Origin of the sequence: Bradyrhizobium sp. B039 (assembly GCF_038965675.1) — a bacterium.
Classification (GTDB): Bacteria; Pseudomonadota; Alphaproteobacteria; order Rhizobiales; family Xanthobacteraceae; genus Bradyrhizobium; species Bradyrhizobium diazoefficiens.
On the sequence record NZ_CP152416.1, the window covers coordinates 1406715 to 1423016 of the forward strand.

Annotated in this window: 18 protein-coding genes; 8 read left to right on the plus strand and 10 right to left on the minus strand. The window is 65.0% G+C overall.

Going from position 1 to position 16302, the window contains the following annotated elements:
* Positions 1–17: 17 nt before the first annotated feature.
* Positions 18–2078: an excinuclease ABC subunit UvrC gene (uvrC, locus tag AAFG50_RS06550; RefSeq protein WP_028174661.1), complete on the minus strand. Its 2061-nt coding sequence runs from the start codon at positions 2076–2078 to the stop codon at positions 18–20.
* A 245-nt stretch (positions 2079–2323) separates the two neighbouring features.
* Here uvrC and AAFG50_RS06555 point away from each other — a divergent pair, with 245 nt between their 5' ends.
* Positions 2324–2947: an outer membrane protein gene (locus AAFG50_RS06555; RefSeq protein ID WP_028174662.1), complete on the plus strand. Its 624-nt coding sequence runs from the start codon at positions 2324–2326 to the stop codon at positions 2945–2947.
* Between the two features lie 88 nt (positions 2948–3035).
* Here AAFG50_RS06555 and AAFG50_RS06560 read toward each other — a convergent pair whose 3' ends face one another.
* From AAFG50_RS06560 to AAFG50_RS06575, 4 genes are all read right to left on the minus strand, one after another.
* Entirely contained in the window at positions 3036–3251 is a 216-nt protein-coding gene (locus AAFG50_RS06560; protein ID WP_008544396.1) for a cold-shock protein, read from the minus strand.
* Positions 3252–3501: 250 nt separating this feature from the next.
* Positions 3502–4362, minus strand: a complete 861-nt coding sequence (gene rlmJ, locus AAFG50_RS06565) for a 23S rRNA (adenine(2030)-N(6))-methyltransferase RlmJ (RefSeq protein WP_027546000.1) — start codon at positions 4360–4362, stop codon at positions 3502–3504.
* A 124-nt stretch (positions 4363–4486) separates the two neighbouring features.
* Positions 4487–5191, minus strand: coding sequence for a ribonuclease T2 (locus AAFG50_RS06570; RefSeq protein WP_028174663.1), 705 nt, complete (start codon positions 5189–5191; stop codon positions 4487–4489).
* 119 nt (positions 5192–5310) lie between these two features.
* Positions 5311–5775, minus strand: coding sequence for a hypothetical protein (locus AAFG50_RS06575; RefSeq protein ID WP_028174664.1), 465 nt, complete (start codon positions 5773–5775; stop codon positions 5311–5313).
* Between the two features lie 181 nt (positions 5776–5956).
* Here AAFG50_RS06575 and AAFG50_RS06580 point away from each other — a divergent pair, with 181 nt between their 5' ends.
* Both AAFG50_RS06580 and AAFG50_RS06585 read left to right on the plus strand, forming a co-directional pair.
* A complete protein-coding gene (locus AAFG50_RS06580) occupies positions 5957–6250 on the plus strand; it encodes a hypothetical protein (RefSeq protein WP_011090198.1) in 294 nt (97 codons plus the stop codon).
* Positions 6251–6294: 44 nt separating this feature from the next.
* Positions 6295–6825, plus strand: coding sequence for a DUF3617 family protein (locus AAFG50_RS06585; protein ID WP_011090197.1), 531 nt, complete (start codon positions 6295–6297; stop codon positions 6823–6825).
* Between the two features lie 48 nt (positions 6826–6873).
* Here AAFG50_RS06585 and AAFG50_RS06590 read toward each other — a convergent pair whose 3' ends face one another.
* Genes AAFG50_RS06590 through AAFG50_RS06600 form a run of 3 tightly spaced genes read right to left on the minus strand, consistent with a single transcriptional unit; the run spans position 6874 to position 9553 of the window.
* Positions 6874–8262 (minus strand): ATP-binding protein, encoded by a 1389-nt coding sequence (locus AAFG50_RS06590; RefSeq protein ID WP_011090196.1) that lies wholly within the window; start codon positions 8260–8262, stop codon positions 6874–6876.
* Between the two features lie 20 nt (positions 8263–8282).
* Positions 8283–9014, minus strand: a complete 732-nt coding sequence (locus AAFG50_RS06595; RefSeq protein WP_028174665.1) for a response regulator transcription factor — start codon at positions 9012–9014, stop codon at positions 8283–8285.
* The gene (locus AAFG50_RS06600; RefSeq protein ID WP_028174666.1) at positions 9011–9553 is read right to left on the minus strand and encodes a MarR family transcriptional regulator; all 543 of its coding nucleotides are present in this window, start codon (positions 9551–9553) and stop codon (positions 9011–9013) included. Before AAFG50_RS06600 ends, AAFG50_RS06595 begins: the two co-directional genes overlap by 4 nt.
* 340 nt (positions 9554–9893) lie before the next feature.
* Between AAFG50_RS06600 and AAFG50_RS06605 the strand changes: the two genes are divergently transcribed.
* The 5 genes from AAFG50_RS06605 to AAFG50_RS06625 all read left to right on the plus strand — a co-directional run bounded on the left by AAFG50_RS06605 (position 9894) and on the right by AAFG50_RS06625 (position 14283).
* Positions 9894–10976: a branched-chain amino acid aminotransferase gene (locus AAFG50_RS06605; RefSeq protein WP_028174667.1), complete on the plus strand. Its 1083-nt coding sequence runs from the start codon at positions 9894–9896 to the stop codon at positions 10974–10976.
* A gap of 231 nt (positions 10977–11207) precedes the next feature.
* The gene (locus AAFG50_RS06610; RefSeq protein ID WP_011090192.1) at positions 11208–11732 is read left to right on the plus strand and encodes a DUF2314 domain-containing protein; all 525 of its coding nucleotides are present in this window, start codon (positions 11208–11210) and stop codon (positions 11730–11732) included.
* A 190-nt stretch (positions 11733–11922) separates the two neighbouring features.
* The gene (gene hisS / locus AAFG50_RS06615) at positions 11923–13443 is read left to right on the plus strand and encodes a histidine--tRNA ligase (protein WP_028174668.1); all 1521 of its coding nucleotides are present in this window, start codon (positions 11923–11925) and stop codon (positions 13441–13443) included.
* Between the two features lie 55 nt (positions 13444–13498).
* Positions 13499–13765, plus strand: coding sequence for a tautomerase family protein (locus AAFG50_RS06620; RefSeq protein ID WP_011090190.1), 267 nt, complete (start codon positions 13499–13501; stop codon positions 13763–13765).
* Positions 13766–13878: 113 nt separating this feature from the next.
* Entirely contained in the window at positions 13879–14283 is a 405-nt protein-coding gene (locus AAFG50_RS06625; protein WP_011090189.1) for a thioesterase family protein, read from the plus strand.
* Between the two features lie 96 nt (positions 14284–14379).
* On the opposite strand, the gene proC is transcribed toward AAFG50_RS06625, so the two are convergent.
* Together proC and AAFG50_RS06635 are read right to left on the minus strand one after the other, a co-directional pair.
* A complete protein-coding gene (gene proC / locus AAFG50_RS06630; protein ID WP_186363051.1) occupies positions 14380–15252 on the minus strand; it encodes a pyrroline-5-carboxylate reductase in 873 nt (290 codons plus the stop codon).
* Between the two features lie 151 nt (positions 15253–15403).
* Positions 15404–15904, minus strand: coding sequence for a YbjN domain-containing protein (locus AAFG50_RS06635; protein WP_028174670.1), 501 nt, complete (start codon positions 15902–15904; stop codon positions 15404–15406).
* Positions 15905–16302 lie beyond the last annotated feature (398 nt).

A 16302-nucleotide genomic window follows, 5' to 3' on the forward strand; every position in this document is an offset into this window, starting at 1 on the left:
GCTGCGGACCCCTTAGTTCACCCCGGCTGGGGATGGAAATACTCGAAAATCCTGCGGGCGCTTTCGGCGCTCACCCCCGGAACCTTGCCGAGATCGGCGATCGAGGCCCGTTCGATCTCCTTCAGGGTTCCGAAATGATGCAGCAAGGCACGTTTGCGTGACGGGCCGATGCCCGGAATCTCCTGCAAACCGGCCTCGCGGATGTCCTTCTTGCGCAGCTTGCGGTGCGAGCCGATGACGAAGCGGTGGGCCTCGTCGCGCAGGCGCTGAATGAAATAGAGCACGGGGTCGCGCGGCTCGAGCTTGATCGCCTCGCGCTCCGGCATGAACAGGGTCTCGCGGCCGGCATCCCGGTCCGGCCCCTTGGCGACCGACATCAGCGACACCCGGGTCAGGCCGAGATTTGCAAAGATCTCCCGGACGGCGTTGAGCTGGCCGCGGCCGCCGTCGATGATCACGAGGTCGGGCCATTGCGGAAAATCGTCGTCCTTGACCTTGGCGCCCTCCTCGGGCGGATTGATGAGGCGCTTGAAGCGGCGCTCCAGCACCTCGCGCATCATGCCGTAGTCGTCGCCGGGCGTGAGCCCTTCCGACTTGATGTTGAACTTGCGGTACTGGTTCTTCACGAAGCCGTCCGGGCCGGCGACGATCATGGCGCCGACCGCATTGGTGCCCTGGATGTGGCTGTTGTCGTAGACCTCGATGCGCTTGGGAGCATGCGGCAGGCTCAGCGTCGTCGCCATGGCGTCGAGCAGGCGGCCCTGCGTCGCGGTGTCCGCGAGCTTCCGGCCCAGCGCCTCGCGCGCATTGGTCAGCGCATGGGCGACGAGCTCCTTCTTCTCGCCGCGCTTCGGCGCGGTGACCTCGATCTTGTGGCCGGCCTTGATCGACAGCGCGTTGGCAAGCAGCTCGCTCTCCTCGATCTCATGCGAAAGCAGGATGTTCTTCGGCGGCGGCTTGTCGTCGTAGAACTGGGCGAGGAAGGAGCCGAGCACTTCTTCGGGCGTAAAGGTCTTCTCCGCGCGCGGGAAATAGGCGCGGTTGCCCCAGTTCTGGCCGGTGCGGAAGAAGAACACCTCGACGCAGGAGAAGCCGCCCTCCTGGTGGATGGCGAACACGTCGGCCTCCTCCACCGTGCGCGGATTGATGCCCTGCTGCGACTGGATCGCCGACAGCGCGGCAAGGCGGTCGCGGTAGAGCGCGGCGGTCTCGAATTCGAGCTCGTTGGCCGCCTTCTCCATCTCGCCGGCGAGCTCCTGCTTCACCGCATGGCTCTTGCCGGAGAGGAAGTCGGTCGCCTCGCGCACCAGGGTCGTATAGCCGGGGAAATCGATCTCGCGGGTGCAGGGACCGGCGCAGCGGCGGATCTGGTAGAGCAGGCAGGGCCTGCTGCGGCTCTCGAAGAAGGAATCGGTGCAGGAGCGGATCAGGAACGCGCGCTGCAACGCCGTGATGGTGCGGTTGACGGCGCCTGCGGAGGCGAACGGGCCGAAATAGCGTCCGGGCCGGGTCTGCGCTCCGCGGTGCTTCAGGATCTGCGGCGCCCAGTGGTCGCCGGTGATCAGGATATAGGGAAACGACTTGTCGTCGCGCAGCTGCACGTTGAAGCGCGGCCGGAGCTGCTTGATGAGGTTGGCTTCCAGCAGCAGCGCTTCGGTCTCGGTGTTGGTCGAGACGATCTCCACGGTCACCGTGGCGGCGATCATGCGCAGGATGCGCGCCGGCTGCGGCGCACTCTGGCGCGCGTAGTTGGACAGGCGCTTTTTGACGTTCTTGGCCTTGCCGACATAGAGCACGTCGGCATTCGCGTTGAGCATGCGATAGACGCCGGGCGAGGTCGGCGCGAGCCGGACCGCGCGCTCGATCGCCTCGTGGCCGCTCGCCAGCGGTTCTTCGCCGACTGCGCCGCTCTCTTCCAGGATGTCAGGCAGAAGCGCGTCGTCCTCGTCGTCGCCGCCCGTGGTGGCGGGATCGAGGTCCGGCGGTGCCGTCTCCTGGGGCGGGGCATCCAGTGCCGTGCCGCGCCTTGATTTGCGAACGCGGGTGTCGTCCGGATCGTCGGTGGAATCGTGAACCATGGGACGAATTTAGGCGCTGGGGGGACCGATTTGAAGTTCCGGCCATGCTGCACGCACAGGATGGCGGCGCAGTTCCCGGTAACGCTTCCTTAAGTCTGTTAAGCGCGCGGTAACGGGTCTTAACAGCCCTTTAACTTAAAACTCTCGATAAATCTTACGCGAAAAGGTCTTGGTTCCGTAACCATGCGACATGGCGCGGCGGCGCCGGCATCGCACCGGTTGCGGCAGTTGCGTTGGAGTGTGTGATGAAGAGGCTCGTTGTGGGCGCAGCCGCGTTGGTTGCCGCCGGCTGGACAGCTTCGGCAGAGGCCGCCGATCTCAGTTACGGGCAGCGTGCCCCCTATACCGTCAACCAGCCGCTGAACGCCTATAGCTGGGCCGGTCCGTATCTCGGCGGCAACATCGGCTATGAGTGGGGCTCGGTCGACAACAATCCCTCAAAGCCGTCCGGCTTCGTCGGCGGCATTCAGGCCGGCTACAATTTCCAGAACGGGCCGTGGGTGTTTGGCGTCGAGGGCGACATCCAGGCCGCTGGCGCCGACGACACCTTCGCGCCCTGGAAGTTCTCCAATCCGTGGTTCGGCACCCTGCGCGGCCGCGCCGGCTATGCCTTCAGCAACGTGCTGTTCTACGGCACCGCCGGCCTCGCCTTCGGCGAACTGCGCGCGCAGACCTTCGGCTGGACGGAGTCGCACACCAGCGCCGGCTGGACCATCGGTGCCGGTGCGGAAGTCGGCCTCGCGCCGAACTGGAGCGCCAAGCTCGAATATCTCTACATCGATCTGTCGACGAGTCAGTTCGCAATTACAGGCGTGTCAAACGGCTATACCGCCAGCGTTGTGCGCGCAGGCGTCAACTATCACTTCTGATAGCCAAATAAGAAAATACCGGACAATAACCTCCCGGCCGCTCGCGGCCGGGACTTTTTTTGCGCCAGGTTTTTTTGCGTCAGGCCCGCTAGGAGAGGATGACCAAATTGACCGCCTTCGGTCCCTTCCCCTTCTTGTCCGGTTCGACTTCGAAAGTAATACGCTGTCCTTCGGCAAGGTCCTTCAGTCCCGCTCGCTCCACAGCAGTGATGTGAACGAAGACATCGCGACCGCCGTCATCCGGCTTGATAAAGCCGTAGCCGCGCTCGCCGTTGAAGAACTTGACCGTTCCCGTCATGGCCATCGGGAAACTCCCCCTCATTGCTCCTCCGTCGTGACGCAGACTCACGTCACGACATGACCGGGCCGTACGGAGCCCGGGAGCTGGCCATCCTTGGGCGGACCTTTCGGTCCGGCCGGATCTTTCTTAGGCCTTCACTCCGCCGCAACCATTCGCGGAAGCGGAACGTAAAGCCAGTCACGGAAATAGCATAATACGGTTCTTTGCAGATTGACTACGGCTCCTGCATATTTTTCCCAAGAATGCCGGAGTGTTACGGCCTCGGCACCTCTAATCGGAATCTGGCAGCGCCGCCCTGGCCGAGCGGCATTTCGAGCTCGGGCAGGATCGTCTTGAGCTCGCCATGCAGCGTGTAAGGGGGATTGACGATCAGCAGTCCGGTGGAGGTGAGGGCTGCGCCGTCAAGCTGCGGCGCGGCACTGAACTCGAGGCGCAGGCATTTGCCCGGTGGCTTTGCTGCGGCTGCGAGCCGCGCCACGAGCTGTGCCAGCGTATCGGTGGCGCGACGGCTCTTGGCGGGATACCAGATTACATAGATACCGGTCGGCCATTTTGCGAAAGCCTCCGAGAAGGCTTCGCCCAGCCGTTCGAACTCGTTCTTTGCCTCGAACGGCGGGTCGATCAGCACGAGCCCGCGCCGCTCCTTCGGCGGCACGAAGGCCGGCAGTGCCACCCAGCCGTCGAGATCGACCACGCGCGCCTGCTCGTCGCGGCGCAGCACGTCGATCAGCGCCTTGCGTGCCTTCGGCTCGAGTTCGCAGGCGACGAGGCGGTCCTGCGGCCTGAGCAGGCCGCGCGCGATCAGCGGCGAACCCGGATAGGCCTTGAGCTCGCCCTTCGGATTGAAGGCGCGGACGATGTCGAGATAGGGCTTTGTCAGCGCCGCGGTCTCGTTCGACAGGCGCGCCTGCATCAGTCGCGCGATGCCGGTCAGCCATTCGCCACCGCGCCGCGCCTCGTCGCTTTCGAGATCGTAGAGGCCGGCGCCGGCATGGGTGTCGATGACGCGGAACGCCCCCGGCTTGTCCTGCAAATAAGTGAGGATGCGCGCCAGCACGATGTGCTTGATGACATCGGCAAAGTTGCCGGCATGAAAGGCGTGACGGTAGTTCATGGCGGAGAGTTACGACATCGCGCGATGAAAGTAACTCCCGTCATTCCGGGGCGGTACGTAGCACCGAACTGCGCACCATAGTTCACGCTTCGCGTGCCCCGGAATGACGGAGCTGATTTAGCAGCTACCCACCCCTGATCGGCGGCATCGTCACCTGGTCGCGGCGGCAGGCGCGGCGGTCCATCTCCTCGCAGGCGCGGAATTGCAGGTCCTTGCTGAGGCAGATGCGGACCTCGGACAGCCGCGTCCGGTTGCAGGTGACCGAGACGGCGGCGCTGCCGAGGCCCGGATTGGCCTTGATGAAGGCCTCCTCGACGTCGGCAGGCGCCACGGTCTTGGCCTGCGACAATTCCAGATATTCGGCCGGAATCTTGATCGCGGCGCGCGCTTTCCTGATCGTCTCGAAATAGCTGCGGTCGGCGAGCCCCGAGCAGGTGCCGTGCTTGTCCCACTCGTTGAAGATCAGGCCCGGCGCCGGCATCAGGTCGAGCATCGAGGAGACGATGCTGCGGTTCAGCCGCGGCGCCGGCCGCTGGCAATATTCCGGGAAGCCGTTCTCATATTGCGGCCACAGCCCGTGCACCACGAAGGAATAGGGCCGGCCGCTGCACTGGATCTGGGAGCGGCCGCCGCGCTCCGCCGCCTCCTCGCAGAAGGAGGGCGACCACGAGAGCGACAGCACATAGAAATCGAATTCGCCGGGCGCGTTCTGCCGCCTGTCCTGCGCTGTCGCGACGCCCGCCGGCAAGACCAGCCCGGCGGCAAAGGTCAAGGCCAGGGTCAGCGAGATCATCAGGCGGGAGAACGAATGCAATCTGGAATGAAACATGGCGACGCCCCTCAACTAGACTGTGCAATCGAGCCTAGCAGGCGATAAGAACATTTCAAGAACAAAATTCGGGCGGCCCTCGTCAGGCCGCTGGCCCGGTCCGAATCAGGGCTGTCAAATTACTGCTTGGCGGCGCGACAGGCCGGATTGTAGGCCCAGTTGCGGTCGAGTCCGACCACGCACCATTCGACACCATTGCCGTAACCAGCGAAGCCGCCATCCTCGATGATCGAGAAATGCACCTTGCGCACCTTGCCGTCGTTCAGCATGGCCTCGCCGGTGCAATAGCGGCGCGGAATATTGTCGGACTGCCAGGGTCGGAACGCGGTCTCGTGCACGGCGGAGAAGCCGGTGATCTTCAACGAGGAATTCCAGAAGGCGCTTTCCTTCTCCCAGAACTGGGTGGCGATCGTCGGCAGCGCCTTGTCGCAATCTGCCACATTGCCGTCATAGCGCGGTCCGCTCAGCCAGAAATTCAGCTCCAGCGGATTGGCGGCCCTGGCCTCACCGAGCGACAGCGCCCCGAACATGAGGCCGAGCACGGCGGCAAAGCGGAGCGATTTCAGGGAGGTCGAGGCGCGCATGGGCAATCCAGACAGATGATCTGCGGAGGTCGGACGGTGCCGCGAAGGGCGGGTGAGGTCAAGTGCAGCGCGGCAACACTTGGCCAGGAGTTGACCAGAACGTCGCATCCGACAGGGCTTCAGTTCTTTTCACTTCCGTCCCGGCACCGTAAACTGGCGCCAACCAATTGGAGTAACGGGAATGCGAATCATTGCGGCCGCGGGCCTTCTTGCCCTGGGTATGATGGCGGGCCAGTCGGCGCGCGCCGATATCCTTCCTGTGCCCCCGTTCAAGGGCAACGACACCGGCGGCATCATCGCCTATTCGATGGCCAATCAGGTCGATGCGCGGCAGGTCGCGGTCGATCATTGCGCGCGGTACGGCAAGGTCGTCAAATTCCTCGGCGTGCAGGCCTATGAGGGCGGCTACATCTCGTTCTCCTGCCGCTGGGTGCCCTATGGCGCCGCCAACCAGCCGATCCGCACGCTGTACTGAGGCGTTTTCGTAACGCAGCGATCTCTCAGCCGGGAGCTTCCCACATGACGCGCAAACTTGCTTTGCTCGGCTCGGCCCTTTGCCTTGTGGTGTCGGCAGGCGGCGCCAGTGCCGACGATCTGCCGGTGCGCAAGGCCGGCCTGTGGGAATTGAAAATGGTCAGGACCGGCTCGCAGATGCCGGAAATGACCATGCAGCACTGCACCGACGAGACCGTCGACAAGGAGATGAACAACAACGTCTCCCCGATGGCCAAGCAGATCTGCGCCAAGCAGGACATCAAGAAGACCGCGACCGGTTATGTCAGCGATTCCGAGTGCAGCGTCGCCGGCATCAGCACCACCTCGCACGCCGAGATCACGGGCGATTTCAACTCGGCCTATACGGTGAAGACCACCTCGCACGCGCAAGGCGGCGCCGCCGGCGCGGCGGGGCGCGACACCACCATGACGCTCGAAGCGAAATGGCTGGGCGCCTGCAAGCCGGACCAGAAGCCCGGCGACATCGTGATGCCCGGCGGCTTCAAGATGAACGTGCGCGACGTCGACAAGCTGAAGGCCCTGCTGCCGAAGTAGGCGAGATTGTAGCCCGGATGGAGCGTAGCGAAATCCGGGCTACGGCAGTTACACCGGTATCCGCACGCTCGCCCTTAATCCGCCCATCGGGCTGTCGCCCAGCGTGATGTCGCCGCCATGCGAGCGGGCGATGTCGCGGGCGATGGCGAGGCCAAGGCCCGTGCCGCCTTCGTCCTGGTTGCGGGCGTTGTCCAGCCGCAGGAACGGCTTGAACACCTCTTCGCGCAGATGCGCGGGGATGCCCGGGCCGTCGTCGTCGACCGTGACGGTCAGATAACGGTGATCGCGCTGGCCGGTGATGGCGATGCTCTTGCCGTAGCGCGCCGCATTGGTGACGAGGTTGGCGAGGCAGCGCTTGAACGAGGCCGGCTTCACCGTCACCACCGGCAGTCCGTTGAATGCGACGGTTGCAGCGTGGCCGTGGCGTTCGGCATCGCTGCGCAGCTCCTCGAGCGCCTGCGCCATGTCGGTCGGCTGCGACTGCTCGCCGGAATCGCCGCGGGCAAACGCAAGGTAGTCCTCCAGCATCATCGACATCTCGTCGACGTCCTTGCGCATGCCTTCGAGCTCCGGGCTGTCGCCGATCAGCGCCAGCTCGAGCTTGAAGCGGGTCAGGATGGTGCGCAGGTCGTGGCTGACGCCGGCCAGCATCGCGGTGCGCTGCTCCATCGTGCGCTCGATGCGCGATTTCATCTCGAGGAAGGCGACCGCCGCGCGTCGCACTTCGCGCGCGCCGCGCGGCCTGAAGTTCGGCGCCTCGCGGCCCTTGCCGAAGCTTTCGGCGGCATCGGCAAGGCGCAGGATCGGCTTGATCTGGTTGCGCAGGAACAGCACTGCGACGATCAAGAGGATCGAGGACGTGCCGACCATCCAGAACAGGAAGATCTCCGAGTTCGAAGCGTAAGCGGCGCTGCGCTGCGCGAACACGCGCATCACGGCGTCGTCGAGCTGGATGCGGATCTCGACGAGGTTGGAGCGGCCGACCGTGTCGATCCAGAACGAGCGCCCGATCTGGCGGCCGAGCTGCACCGACAGCGTCTGGTCGAGCAGCGAGAAGAACGGCTTTGGTCCTGGCGGCGGCATGTCGCCGGCGGGCAGGAAGTCGACCACGAGTCCGAGGCGTTGCTGCGCGATGCGGCGGATCTGGTCGCGATCCTTGTCCTGCGGATAGCCCTTGTAGATGTCGATCAGCGCGGCGATGTCCTGCACCACTGCGGCCGACAGGCGGCGCGTCACCGTGTTCCAGTGCCGCTCCATGAACACGAAGGCGACGACCGATTGCAGGATCACCATCGGCACGATCATGATGAGGAGCGCGCGGGCATAGAGGCCGGTCGGCATCCAGCCCTTGAACGCATTGCCCATCCAGCCATTGGCGGCGGAGACGCGGCCGGCGGCGCTCTTCAGCAGCGTCAGGCCGGTATCGATCGTGCTCATCGGTCGCGCTTCACTGCGGTTTAAGGCGAGGCCACCAGGCGATAGCCGATGCCGCGCACCGCCTGGAGGAACAGCGGATTGGCGGGATCGGTCTCGATCTTGCGCCTGAGGCGGTTGATCTGCACGTCGACGGCGCGCTCGTTGACGCTGCCATTGCCGGTCAGTGCGCTGCGCGGCACGGTCTCGCCCGGCGTCTCCGAGAGAATCCGCAGCATCTCGCGCTCGCGGTCGGTGAGGTGAATGACCTCTTCGCCCTGGCGCAATTCGCCGCGATCGAGATGGTAGACGTAGGGGCCGAACGCGATCTTCTCCACCACCGCTGCCTGCGGCGGCGGGGCGGCGCGCTTGAGGATGTTGTTGATGCGCAGCGCGAGCTCGCGCGGCTCGAACGGCTTTGCCACGTAGTCGTCGGCGCCGATCTGAAGGCCTTCGATGCGGGCTTCCGCTTCGTGGCGCGCCGTCAGCATCACGATAGGCACCGAGGAGGACGTCCGGATGAAGCGGGCGAGGTCGAAGCCGGTCTCGCCAGGCATCATGACGTCGAGGATCAAGAGGTCGAAATGCAGGCCCATGAGCTTCGAACGCGCATCGCTGGCGCTCGCCGCGGTCGAGACGCGATAGCCTTCGCCGGCGAGGAAGCGCGACAGCAGATCGCGGATGCGGCGGTCGTCGTCGACCAGCAGGAGATGCGGGGCGTCGTCGGCCGGTTGCACCGGCGGACGGGCGAGCGTGGCAGCGAGTGGCACGGTCACTCCTTTGGGTCTTGATTGACGGAGGCGAAGATCGTCTCCAGCACCTTGTCCGGATCGTCGCGATCGATCATCGCGCGCAGGAAGCGCTTGACGGTCTCCGCATCCTGCGGCGCCATCTCGGCGAGCGCCTTGGTGATCCGCGTGGTCTGGAGCCCGGCGAGCTTCTGCACCAGCGCCTCGCCCTTCGGCGTTGCGTAGAGCAGGCGCTGGCGGCGGTCATTGTCGCCGGTCTTCTGCACGATATAGCCCTCGTCCAGGAGCTGCTTGAGCACCCGGCCGAGCGACTGTTTTGTAATGCGCAGGACGTCGAGGAGATCGGCGACCTTGAGCCCGGGATAGCGGTAGACGAAGTGCATGACGCGGTGATGGGCCCGGCCGAAGCCGAACGCCTCCAGCTCCTGGTCGGGATCGCCGACGAAGTCGCGATAGGCGAAGAACAGCAGCTCGATGATATCCCAGCGCAAATTGCCTCCATCGCCTGCCGCCGGCCGGGGCTCGGCAGCGTCTTGAGGGGGAGTCGCGAAATTTATGTCAGGCATATTGACGTATCTTGGGTTCAATGTTACAAAACGATCAGCCCGCACGAAATTTTAGATCGTTTCGCGTCGGGTGGCATCGAAGCTGAGGCGGCCGGAGAGAGCCGGACAGGCGGCGACGGCCGGATCAGATCTACCGTGCGATTGTCGAGCGGCATTTCGACAAAACATACTGGACTTCCGCCTTCCGCAAAAGCATGTCCTCGGCGACATGCTGGCCACGGAAACCGGCCGTAACAAGGCTGGCGGTGGCCCGGCCACAACTCTAATCAAGCCAGCCGGACCCGAAACAGGGCAGGCGGGCGCCAGAACAGCGCCGCTACCGGCAGCGGGAGCCAAGGACATGAGCATGAAATTCGACATCCAGCCCGCATCCAATCCTACTCCAGAAAAGGACCGCGTCGCCAAGCTGGTGGACCCCGGGTTCGGGCGGGTCTTCACCGACCACATGGCGATCGTCCGTTACAACCAGGCCAAGGGCGGCTGGTACGAGGCGCGCATCGAGGCGCGCGCCAACTTCCAGCTCGATCCGGCCGGCGCCGTCCTGCACTACGCCCAGGAAATTTTCGAGGGCCTCAAGGCCTACAAGCGCGACGACGGCGGCGTGAACCTGTTCCGCCCCGACGCCAATGCGCGGCGCTTCAGGGACTCGGCCGATCGCATGGCGATGGCGCAGCTGCCCGAAGACGTCTTCATCGAGGCGGTCGAGCAGGTCGTGCGCATCGATCGTGCCTGGATGCCGGGCGGCGAGGGCAGCCTTTACCTGCGCCCCTTCATGATCGCGAGCGAGACCTTCCTCGGCGTCAAGCCGTCGTCCGAATACATCTTCGCGGTGATCGCCTCACCGGTCGGCTCCTATTTCAAGGGCGGACCTGCGCCGGTGTCGATCTGGGTCTCGGAGAACTACACGCGCGCCGCGGTCGGCGGCACCGGCGCCGTCAAGTGCGGTGGCAATTACGCCGCGAGTCTGCGTGCGCAGGCGGAAGCCATTCAGCACGGCTGCGATCAGGTGGTCTTCCTCGATGCGATCGAGCGCCGCTACGTCGAGGAGCTCGGCGGCATGAACATCTTCTTCGTGTTCGAGGACGGCTCGCTGTCGACGCCGCCGCTCGGCACGATCCTGCCCGGCATCACCCGCGACTCCATCATCGCGCTGGCGAAGGATGCCGGCAAGACGGTGCGCGAGGAGCCGTACTCGCTCGACCAGTGGCGCAAGGATGCGGCCTCGGGCAAGTTGAAGGAAGCCTTCGCCTGCGGCACCGCGGCGGTGATCTCGCCGATCGGCAAGGTGCGCTCGGTGAGCGGCGATTTCGAGATCAGCGGCGGCGCCGCCGGCCCGGTCGCCATGGGCCTGCGCAAGCAGCTCGTCGACATCCAGTACGGCCGCACCAACGATCCCCACAACTGGATCCGCAAGGTGTTTTGATTTTTCTCCCTCTCCCCGCTTGCGGGGAGAGGGTCGGGATGAGGGGGAGTCTCCACGGGGACGCTGGCAGTTGGACTCGCGGAGAGTACCCCTCACCCGGAATCCGCGCGTTCTGCGCGCATTCCGGCCTCTCCCCGCAAGCGGGGAGAGGCGAAGAGCGGGCATCATGAACGCCCCGCCACGATCCCGCGACAAAGCCCGGAGATATTGACGCATCCGGACATCGCGATCATGGCATCCACGCTTTCCCAGCCCCTGAAATGGGTCGTCCTCGCCGCAATCACCGGCATCACCGTCTTCGGCATCCTGACCATCGGCCCCAAGCCGGAGGTCGCAGCCGAAGACCGCTCGCCCGTTGTCGATGTGCGCACCACCGACCCCGAGATGAACACCGCGATCGCACGCGCCCGCGGCACCCTCCCGACCTTCTGGGCGTCCTATGAGGCGCCCAAGCCGTCGGAAACCGGGCACGCCCTGAAAGTGCGCTTTTTCACCCGCAAAGGCGGCGAGCACATCTGGATCGCCGAGGTGAAGAAACTGCCGAACGGGGCCTATTCGGGCGTGTTCGCCAACGAACCGCGTGATCTGCCCGGCAAGCGGGCAGGCGATAAGGTCACATTCAGCGAAGCCGACATCTCGGACTGGATGTTCATGCGCAACGGCAAGATCGTCGGCGGCGAAACCATCAAGCCGACGCTGAAGTCGCTGCCGAAGGCGGATGCGGACGCCCTCCGGGCGCGCATGGAGCAGCCGTAGGGAAGCAGTCGTCATTCCGGGATGGTCCGAAGGACCAGACCTGAGGTGCGCAGTTGCGCACCGGGGAATCTCGAGATTCCGGGCTCGATGCTGCGCATCGCCCCGGAATGACGCCGAGGCGGGTGGACTTGGGGCCCCCCGGCTTGCCGCCCCGGTTGCCGCCTCGCGCGTCGGCTGGTAAACGCCGCGCATGGCCGAAAAACCCAAAAAACCCCAGAAACTGAAGGCGCGCCTGCCGCGCGGGCTCGAGGATCGCGATCCCGCCGCGATCCGGGCGACGCGCGAGATGGTCGAGAAGATCCGCGCCGTCTACGAGCTCTACGGCTTCGAGCCGGTGGAGACGCCGGCGATGGAATACACCGACGCGCTCGGCAAGTTCCTGCCCGACCAGGACCGCCCGAACGAGGGCGTGTTCTCGTTCCAGGACGACGACGAGCAGTGGATCAGCTTGCGTTACGATCTGACCGCGCCGCTCGCCCGCTATGTCGGCGAGCGCTACGGGACGGACGGTCTGGTCTTGCCCTACCGCAGCTACCGCGTCGGCTACGTCTTCCGCAACGAGAAGCCCGGCCCCGGCCGCTTCCGCCAGTTCATGCAGTTCGATGCCGACACGGTCGGCTCGGCAACGCCGGCGGCGGATGCCGAGATCTGCATGATGGCTGCGGACACGATGGAGGCGCTTGGCGTTCAGCGCGGCCAGTACGTGGTGAAGGTGAACAACCGAAAAGTGCTCGACGGTGTTCTGGAAGCCATTGGACTTGCCGGCGACGAGAATGCCGCACGCCGGCTGACTGTGCTGCGCGCAATCGACAAGCTCGACAAGTTTCCCGCCGATGAGGTGCGTAAATTGCTCGGTCCCGGCAGGTGGGATGGTGGCGAAGAGGGCAAGGGCGACTTCACGAAAGGCGCCAATTTGAGCGCGGCGGAGGCCGACGTTGTTCTGGCCATCACCAAACCGCGCGACGATTGGAAAGAAGCCATTGCCGCGGCGGAAGCTTACCTCGCCAAGAGCGAAGTTGGTCAGGCCGGCGTGAGCGAGCTGGAAGAGATCGCCAAGCTGGTCATGGCGTCGGGGTACGGTGCGGACCGCATCAAGATCGACCCCTCCGTTGTGCGCGGCCTCGAATACTACACCGGCCCCGTCTACGAGGTCGAACTCCTGCTCGACACCAAGGACGAGAAGGGCCGCCCGGTACGCTTCGGCTCCGTCGGTGGCGGTGGCCGCTACGACGGCCTCGTTTCGCGCTTCCGCGGCGAGCCGGTGCCGGCGACCGGATTCTCGATCGGCGTCTCGCGGCTCCAGGCTGCGCTGACGCTGCTCGGCAAGCTCGACACGCGGCCCGAGTTCGGTCCCGTCGTCGTCACCGTGTTCGACCGCGACCGCGTCGCCGACTACCAGAAGATGGTGGCAAGCCTGCGCACCGCCGGCATCCGCGCCGAGCTCTATCTCGGCAATCCCAAGAACATGGGCAACCAGCTCAAATATGCCGACCGCCGCAACAGCCCTTGCGTCATCATCCAGGGCTCGGACGAAAAGGCGCGCGGCGAGCTGCAGATCAAGGACCTGATCGAAGGCGCGAAAGCGGCCGCTGCGATTGCTTCCAACCAGGAATGGCGCGAGAGCCGCCCGGCGCAGTTCTCGTGCGGCGAAGCCGATCTCGTCGCAAAGGTGCGCGAGGTGCTGGCGCGCCATGACGTGAGCTGGGGCTAGCTATTCGCGCATCGCCTGATGCCCGGGCTTGTCCCGGGCATCCACGTCCTGTTTGATGCACACGACTTTGAATGATCGGGACAAGCCCGATCATGACGACAGCAGCAGGGAGAAAACGATGCCTGAGATCACCGTCAGCATGGCCGAAGGCCGCACCGATGAACAGAAGGCCGGCATGATGCGTGACATCACGCAGGCACTGGTGAAGAATCTCGGCGTCGACGCCGATGCCGTCGTCATCCAGATCAACGAAGCCCCGCTCCGCCACAAGATGAAGGGCGGCAAGACGTTCGTGGAGCGCGCGGCGGCTGCGAAGAAGTGACGCGTTAGCGTCATTCCGGGGCAGCCCGTTAGGGCTGAACCCGGAATCTCGAGCTGTAAACTTCTGGATTCCGGGTTCGCGCTTCGCGCGCCCCGGAATGACGAGCAAGCACCATGGACGCACGCGACTTCATCACGACAGGCATGAGCGCGGAGCGCACGCTGGTGGTCCCAGTGGAGCGCACGGTCGGGCACTTCGTGCCGGGCATGCCTTTTGTCTATGCGACGCCGATGATGATCCTCGAGATGGAGATGACGTCGGGCGATGCGATCCGCCCTGCGCTTCAGCCGGGCTGGGTCACCGTCGGCACCGAGGTCGACATCCGCCATCTCGCAGCCGCCCTGGTCGGCGCGACGGTGCGGACCACCGCGAAGGTGGTCGCGGTCGAGCGCCGCGTCATCCGTTTCGAAGTCGAGGCGTTCGAGGGCACGCGCAAGCTCGGCGAGGGCCGCCACGCGCGCGGGCTCGTCAATGTCGAGATGTTCAACAAGCGGCTCGGGGCAGGCTCGAAATCGTAGGGTGGGCAAAGGCGCGAAGCGCCGTGCCCACCATTGCTCAGCGTGCAAGACAGATGTGGTGGGCACGCTTCGCTTTGCCCACCCTACGGCATCTTGCTACTTCGCCAATTCCTTCGACCGCTGCGTCGCCGCTGCGATTGCACGGATCATCAGGTCGCGCAGGCCGGGCTCGCCCATCAGCACGCCGAGCGCTGCGGCCGTGGTGCCGCCGGGCGAGGTGACGTTCTGGCGCAGCGTGCCGGAGGGCAGCTCGGATTGATGCAGCAGCTCGCCCGAGCCTGCCACCGTTTCGCGCGCGAGCTTCGTCGCCAGCGCCTCGGGCAATCCCGCTTCGACACCGGCGCGCGCAAGTTCCTCGGCGAGCAGGAACACATAGGCCGGTCCCGAGCCGGACACCGCGGTCACCGCATCCATCAGGCTCTCATCCTCGACCCATTCGACCGAGCCGGTGGCGCGCAGCAGCGCGTCGGCCACCGCGCGTTGCGCGGTGCTGACGTTCTTCGCCGCAACCGCCACCGTGATGCCGCGGCCGATCGCGGCCGGCGTGTTCGGCATCGCGCGCACGACAGCGCCGCCGCAGACCTCCTGAAGCGAGGCGATCGTGGTTCCCGCCATGATCGAGACCACGGAGGTCTTCTCCGAGACGAAGGACTTCAGCTTCGCGCCGGCCTCGCGGAACATCTGCGGCTTCACCGCGACGACCATCGTCTCGACCTGACCTGCCGCCTTCGCATCGGGATTGAGCGCCACGCCCTTGGCGGCAAGCGCGCTGATCTCAGGTGCGATGTGCGGGTCGACCACCGCGACGCGGCGCGGATCGAGTCCGCCCGCCAGCCATCCGGTCAGCATCGCGCCGCCCATCTTGCCGGCGCCGGCGAGAAGGATGGTGCCGGTGATGTTTTGAAGAGTGCTGTTCGCCACTGTGGTCACCACAAATTCGGTGTCGTCCCGGCGAAGGCCGGGACCCATAACCACGAATGTTTCTAGTGGATGCAGCTGTTGGCAACAAGCCGCGTGCCACAAACGAAATCACGCGGTATGGATCCCGGATCTGCGCGCGCTTTGGGCGCGCTTGTCCGGGATGATGTGGGGAGGGAGCGCCCTTACGTCACGAGAGGCCCTACGCCTCTCCCACCGTGTCGAACATCGCCGCGTCCATCGCTTCCGTCGTGGTCTTGCCCGCCCACACCACGAACTGGAACGCCGGGAAGTAGCGCTCGCAGGCGTGGATGGCGCCGGCGAGCATGGCTTCGCATTGCGCGGTCGAGGCGGTAAGCCCGCCCGGCAGCACCAGGGCCTGGCGGTGCATGACCATGCCGGTGTTGGTCCACAGGTCGAAATGGCCGACCCACAACTGCTCGTTGACGGCGGCGACGAGCCGCTGCACTTCGCTCCGCCGTGCGACCGGAATCTTCATGTCGAACGCGCAGGCCAGATGCAGCGCCTCGATCCCGCCCATCCAGGTGAAGGAGAGCTGGTAGTCGGTCCATTGTCCCTTCGAGACAATCGTGAGTTCGTCTTCGCCGGAGCGTTCGAACGGCCAGTTGTTGCTGGCAGCGATATCCTCGACCACCGCGAGCGGGTGATTTCGGGAATCGATAGCGCCTTCGAGCAGGGACATGCCGTCTCGACCTCTTGCCTTCTTGTTGTCTTTGATACGCACGCGGTTGGTCCGGCGCGCGCTCCCTTAATATTGCTAAGGCGATCCCCTTGGCGTCGCTCTCGCGATCCCGGGATCAGCGCGGGCTTGTCGCGGATCAACTGATGTGATTTGCGGAATCTGCGCAACTGGCTGCCGAGTTCGTCCACAAGTCAGGACTCGTTCGTCCACAGCTCATCTCCGCCACAATTCTTAACGGAGGAGAACAAACCGGAATCGGATCGGCCGGCGCCTGCTGCGTTCCATGTGCCGGTGCCCTCCTTGCGGGTCCGGATCGGTCCCGCCCTGTTCGACCTTCTGCCCCGCAGGATTTTCGCAGAGTTTCGCCCTGACGTCATAGGCACATGCGTAGTACCCAT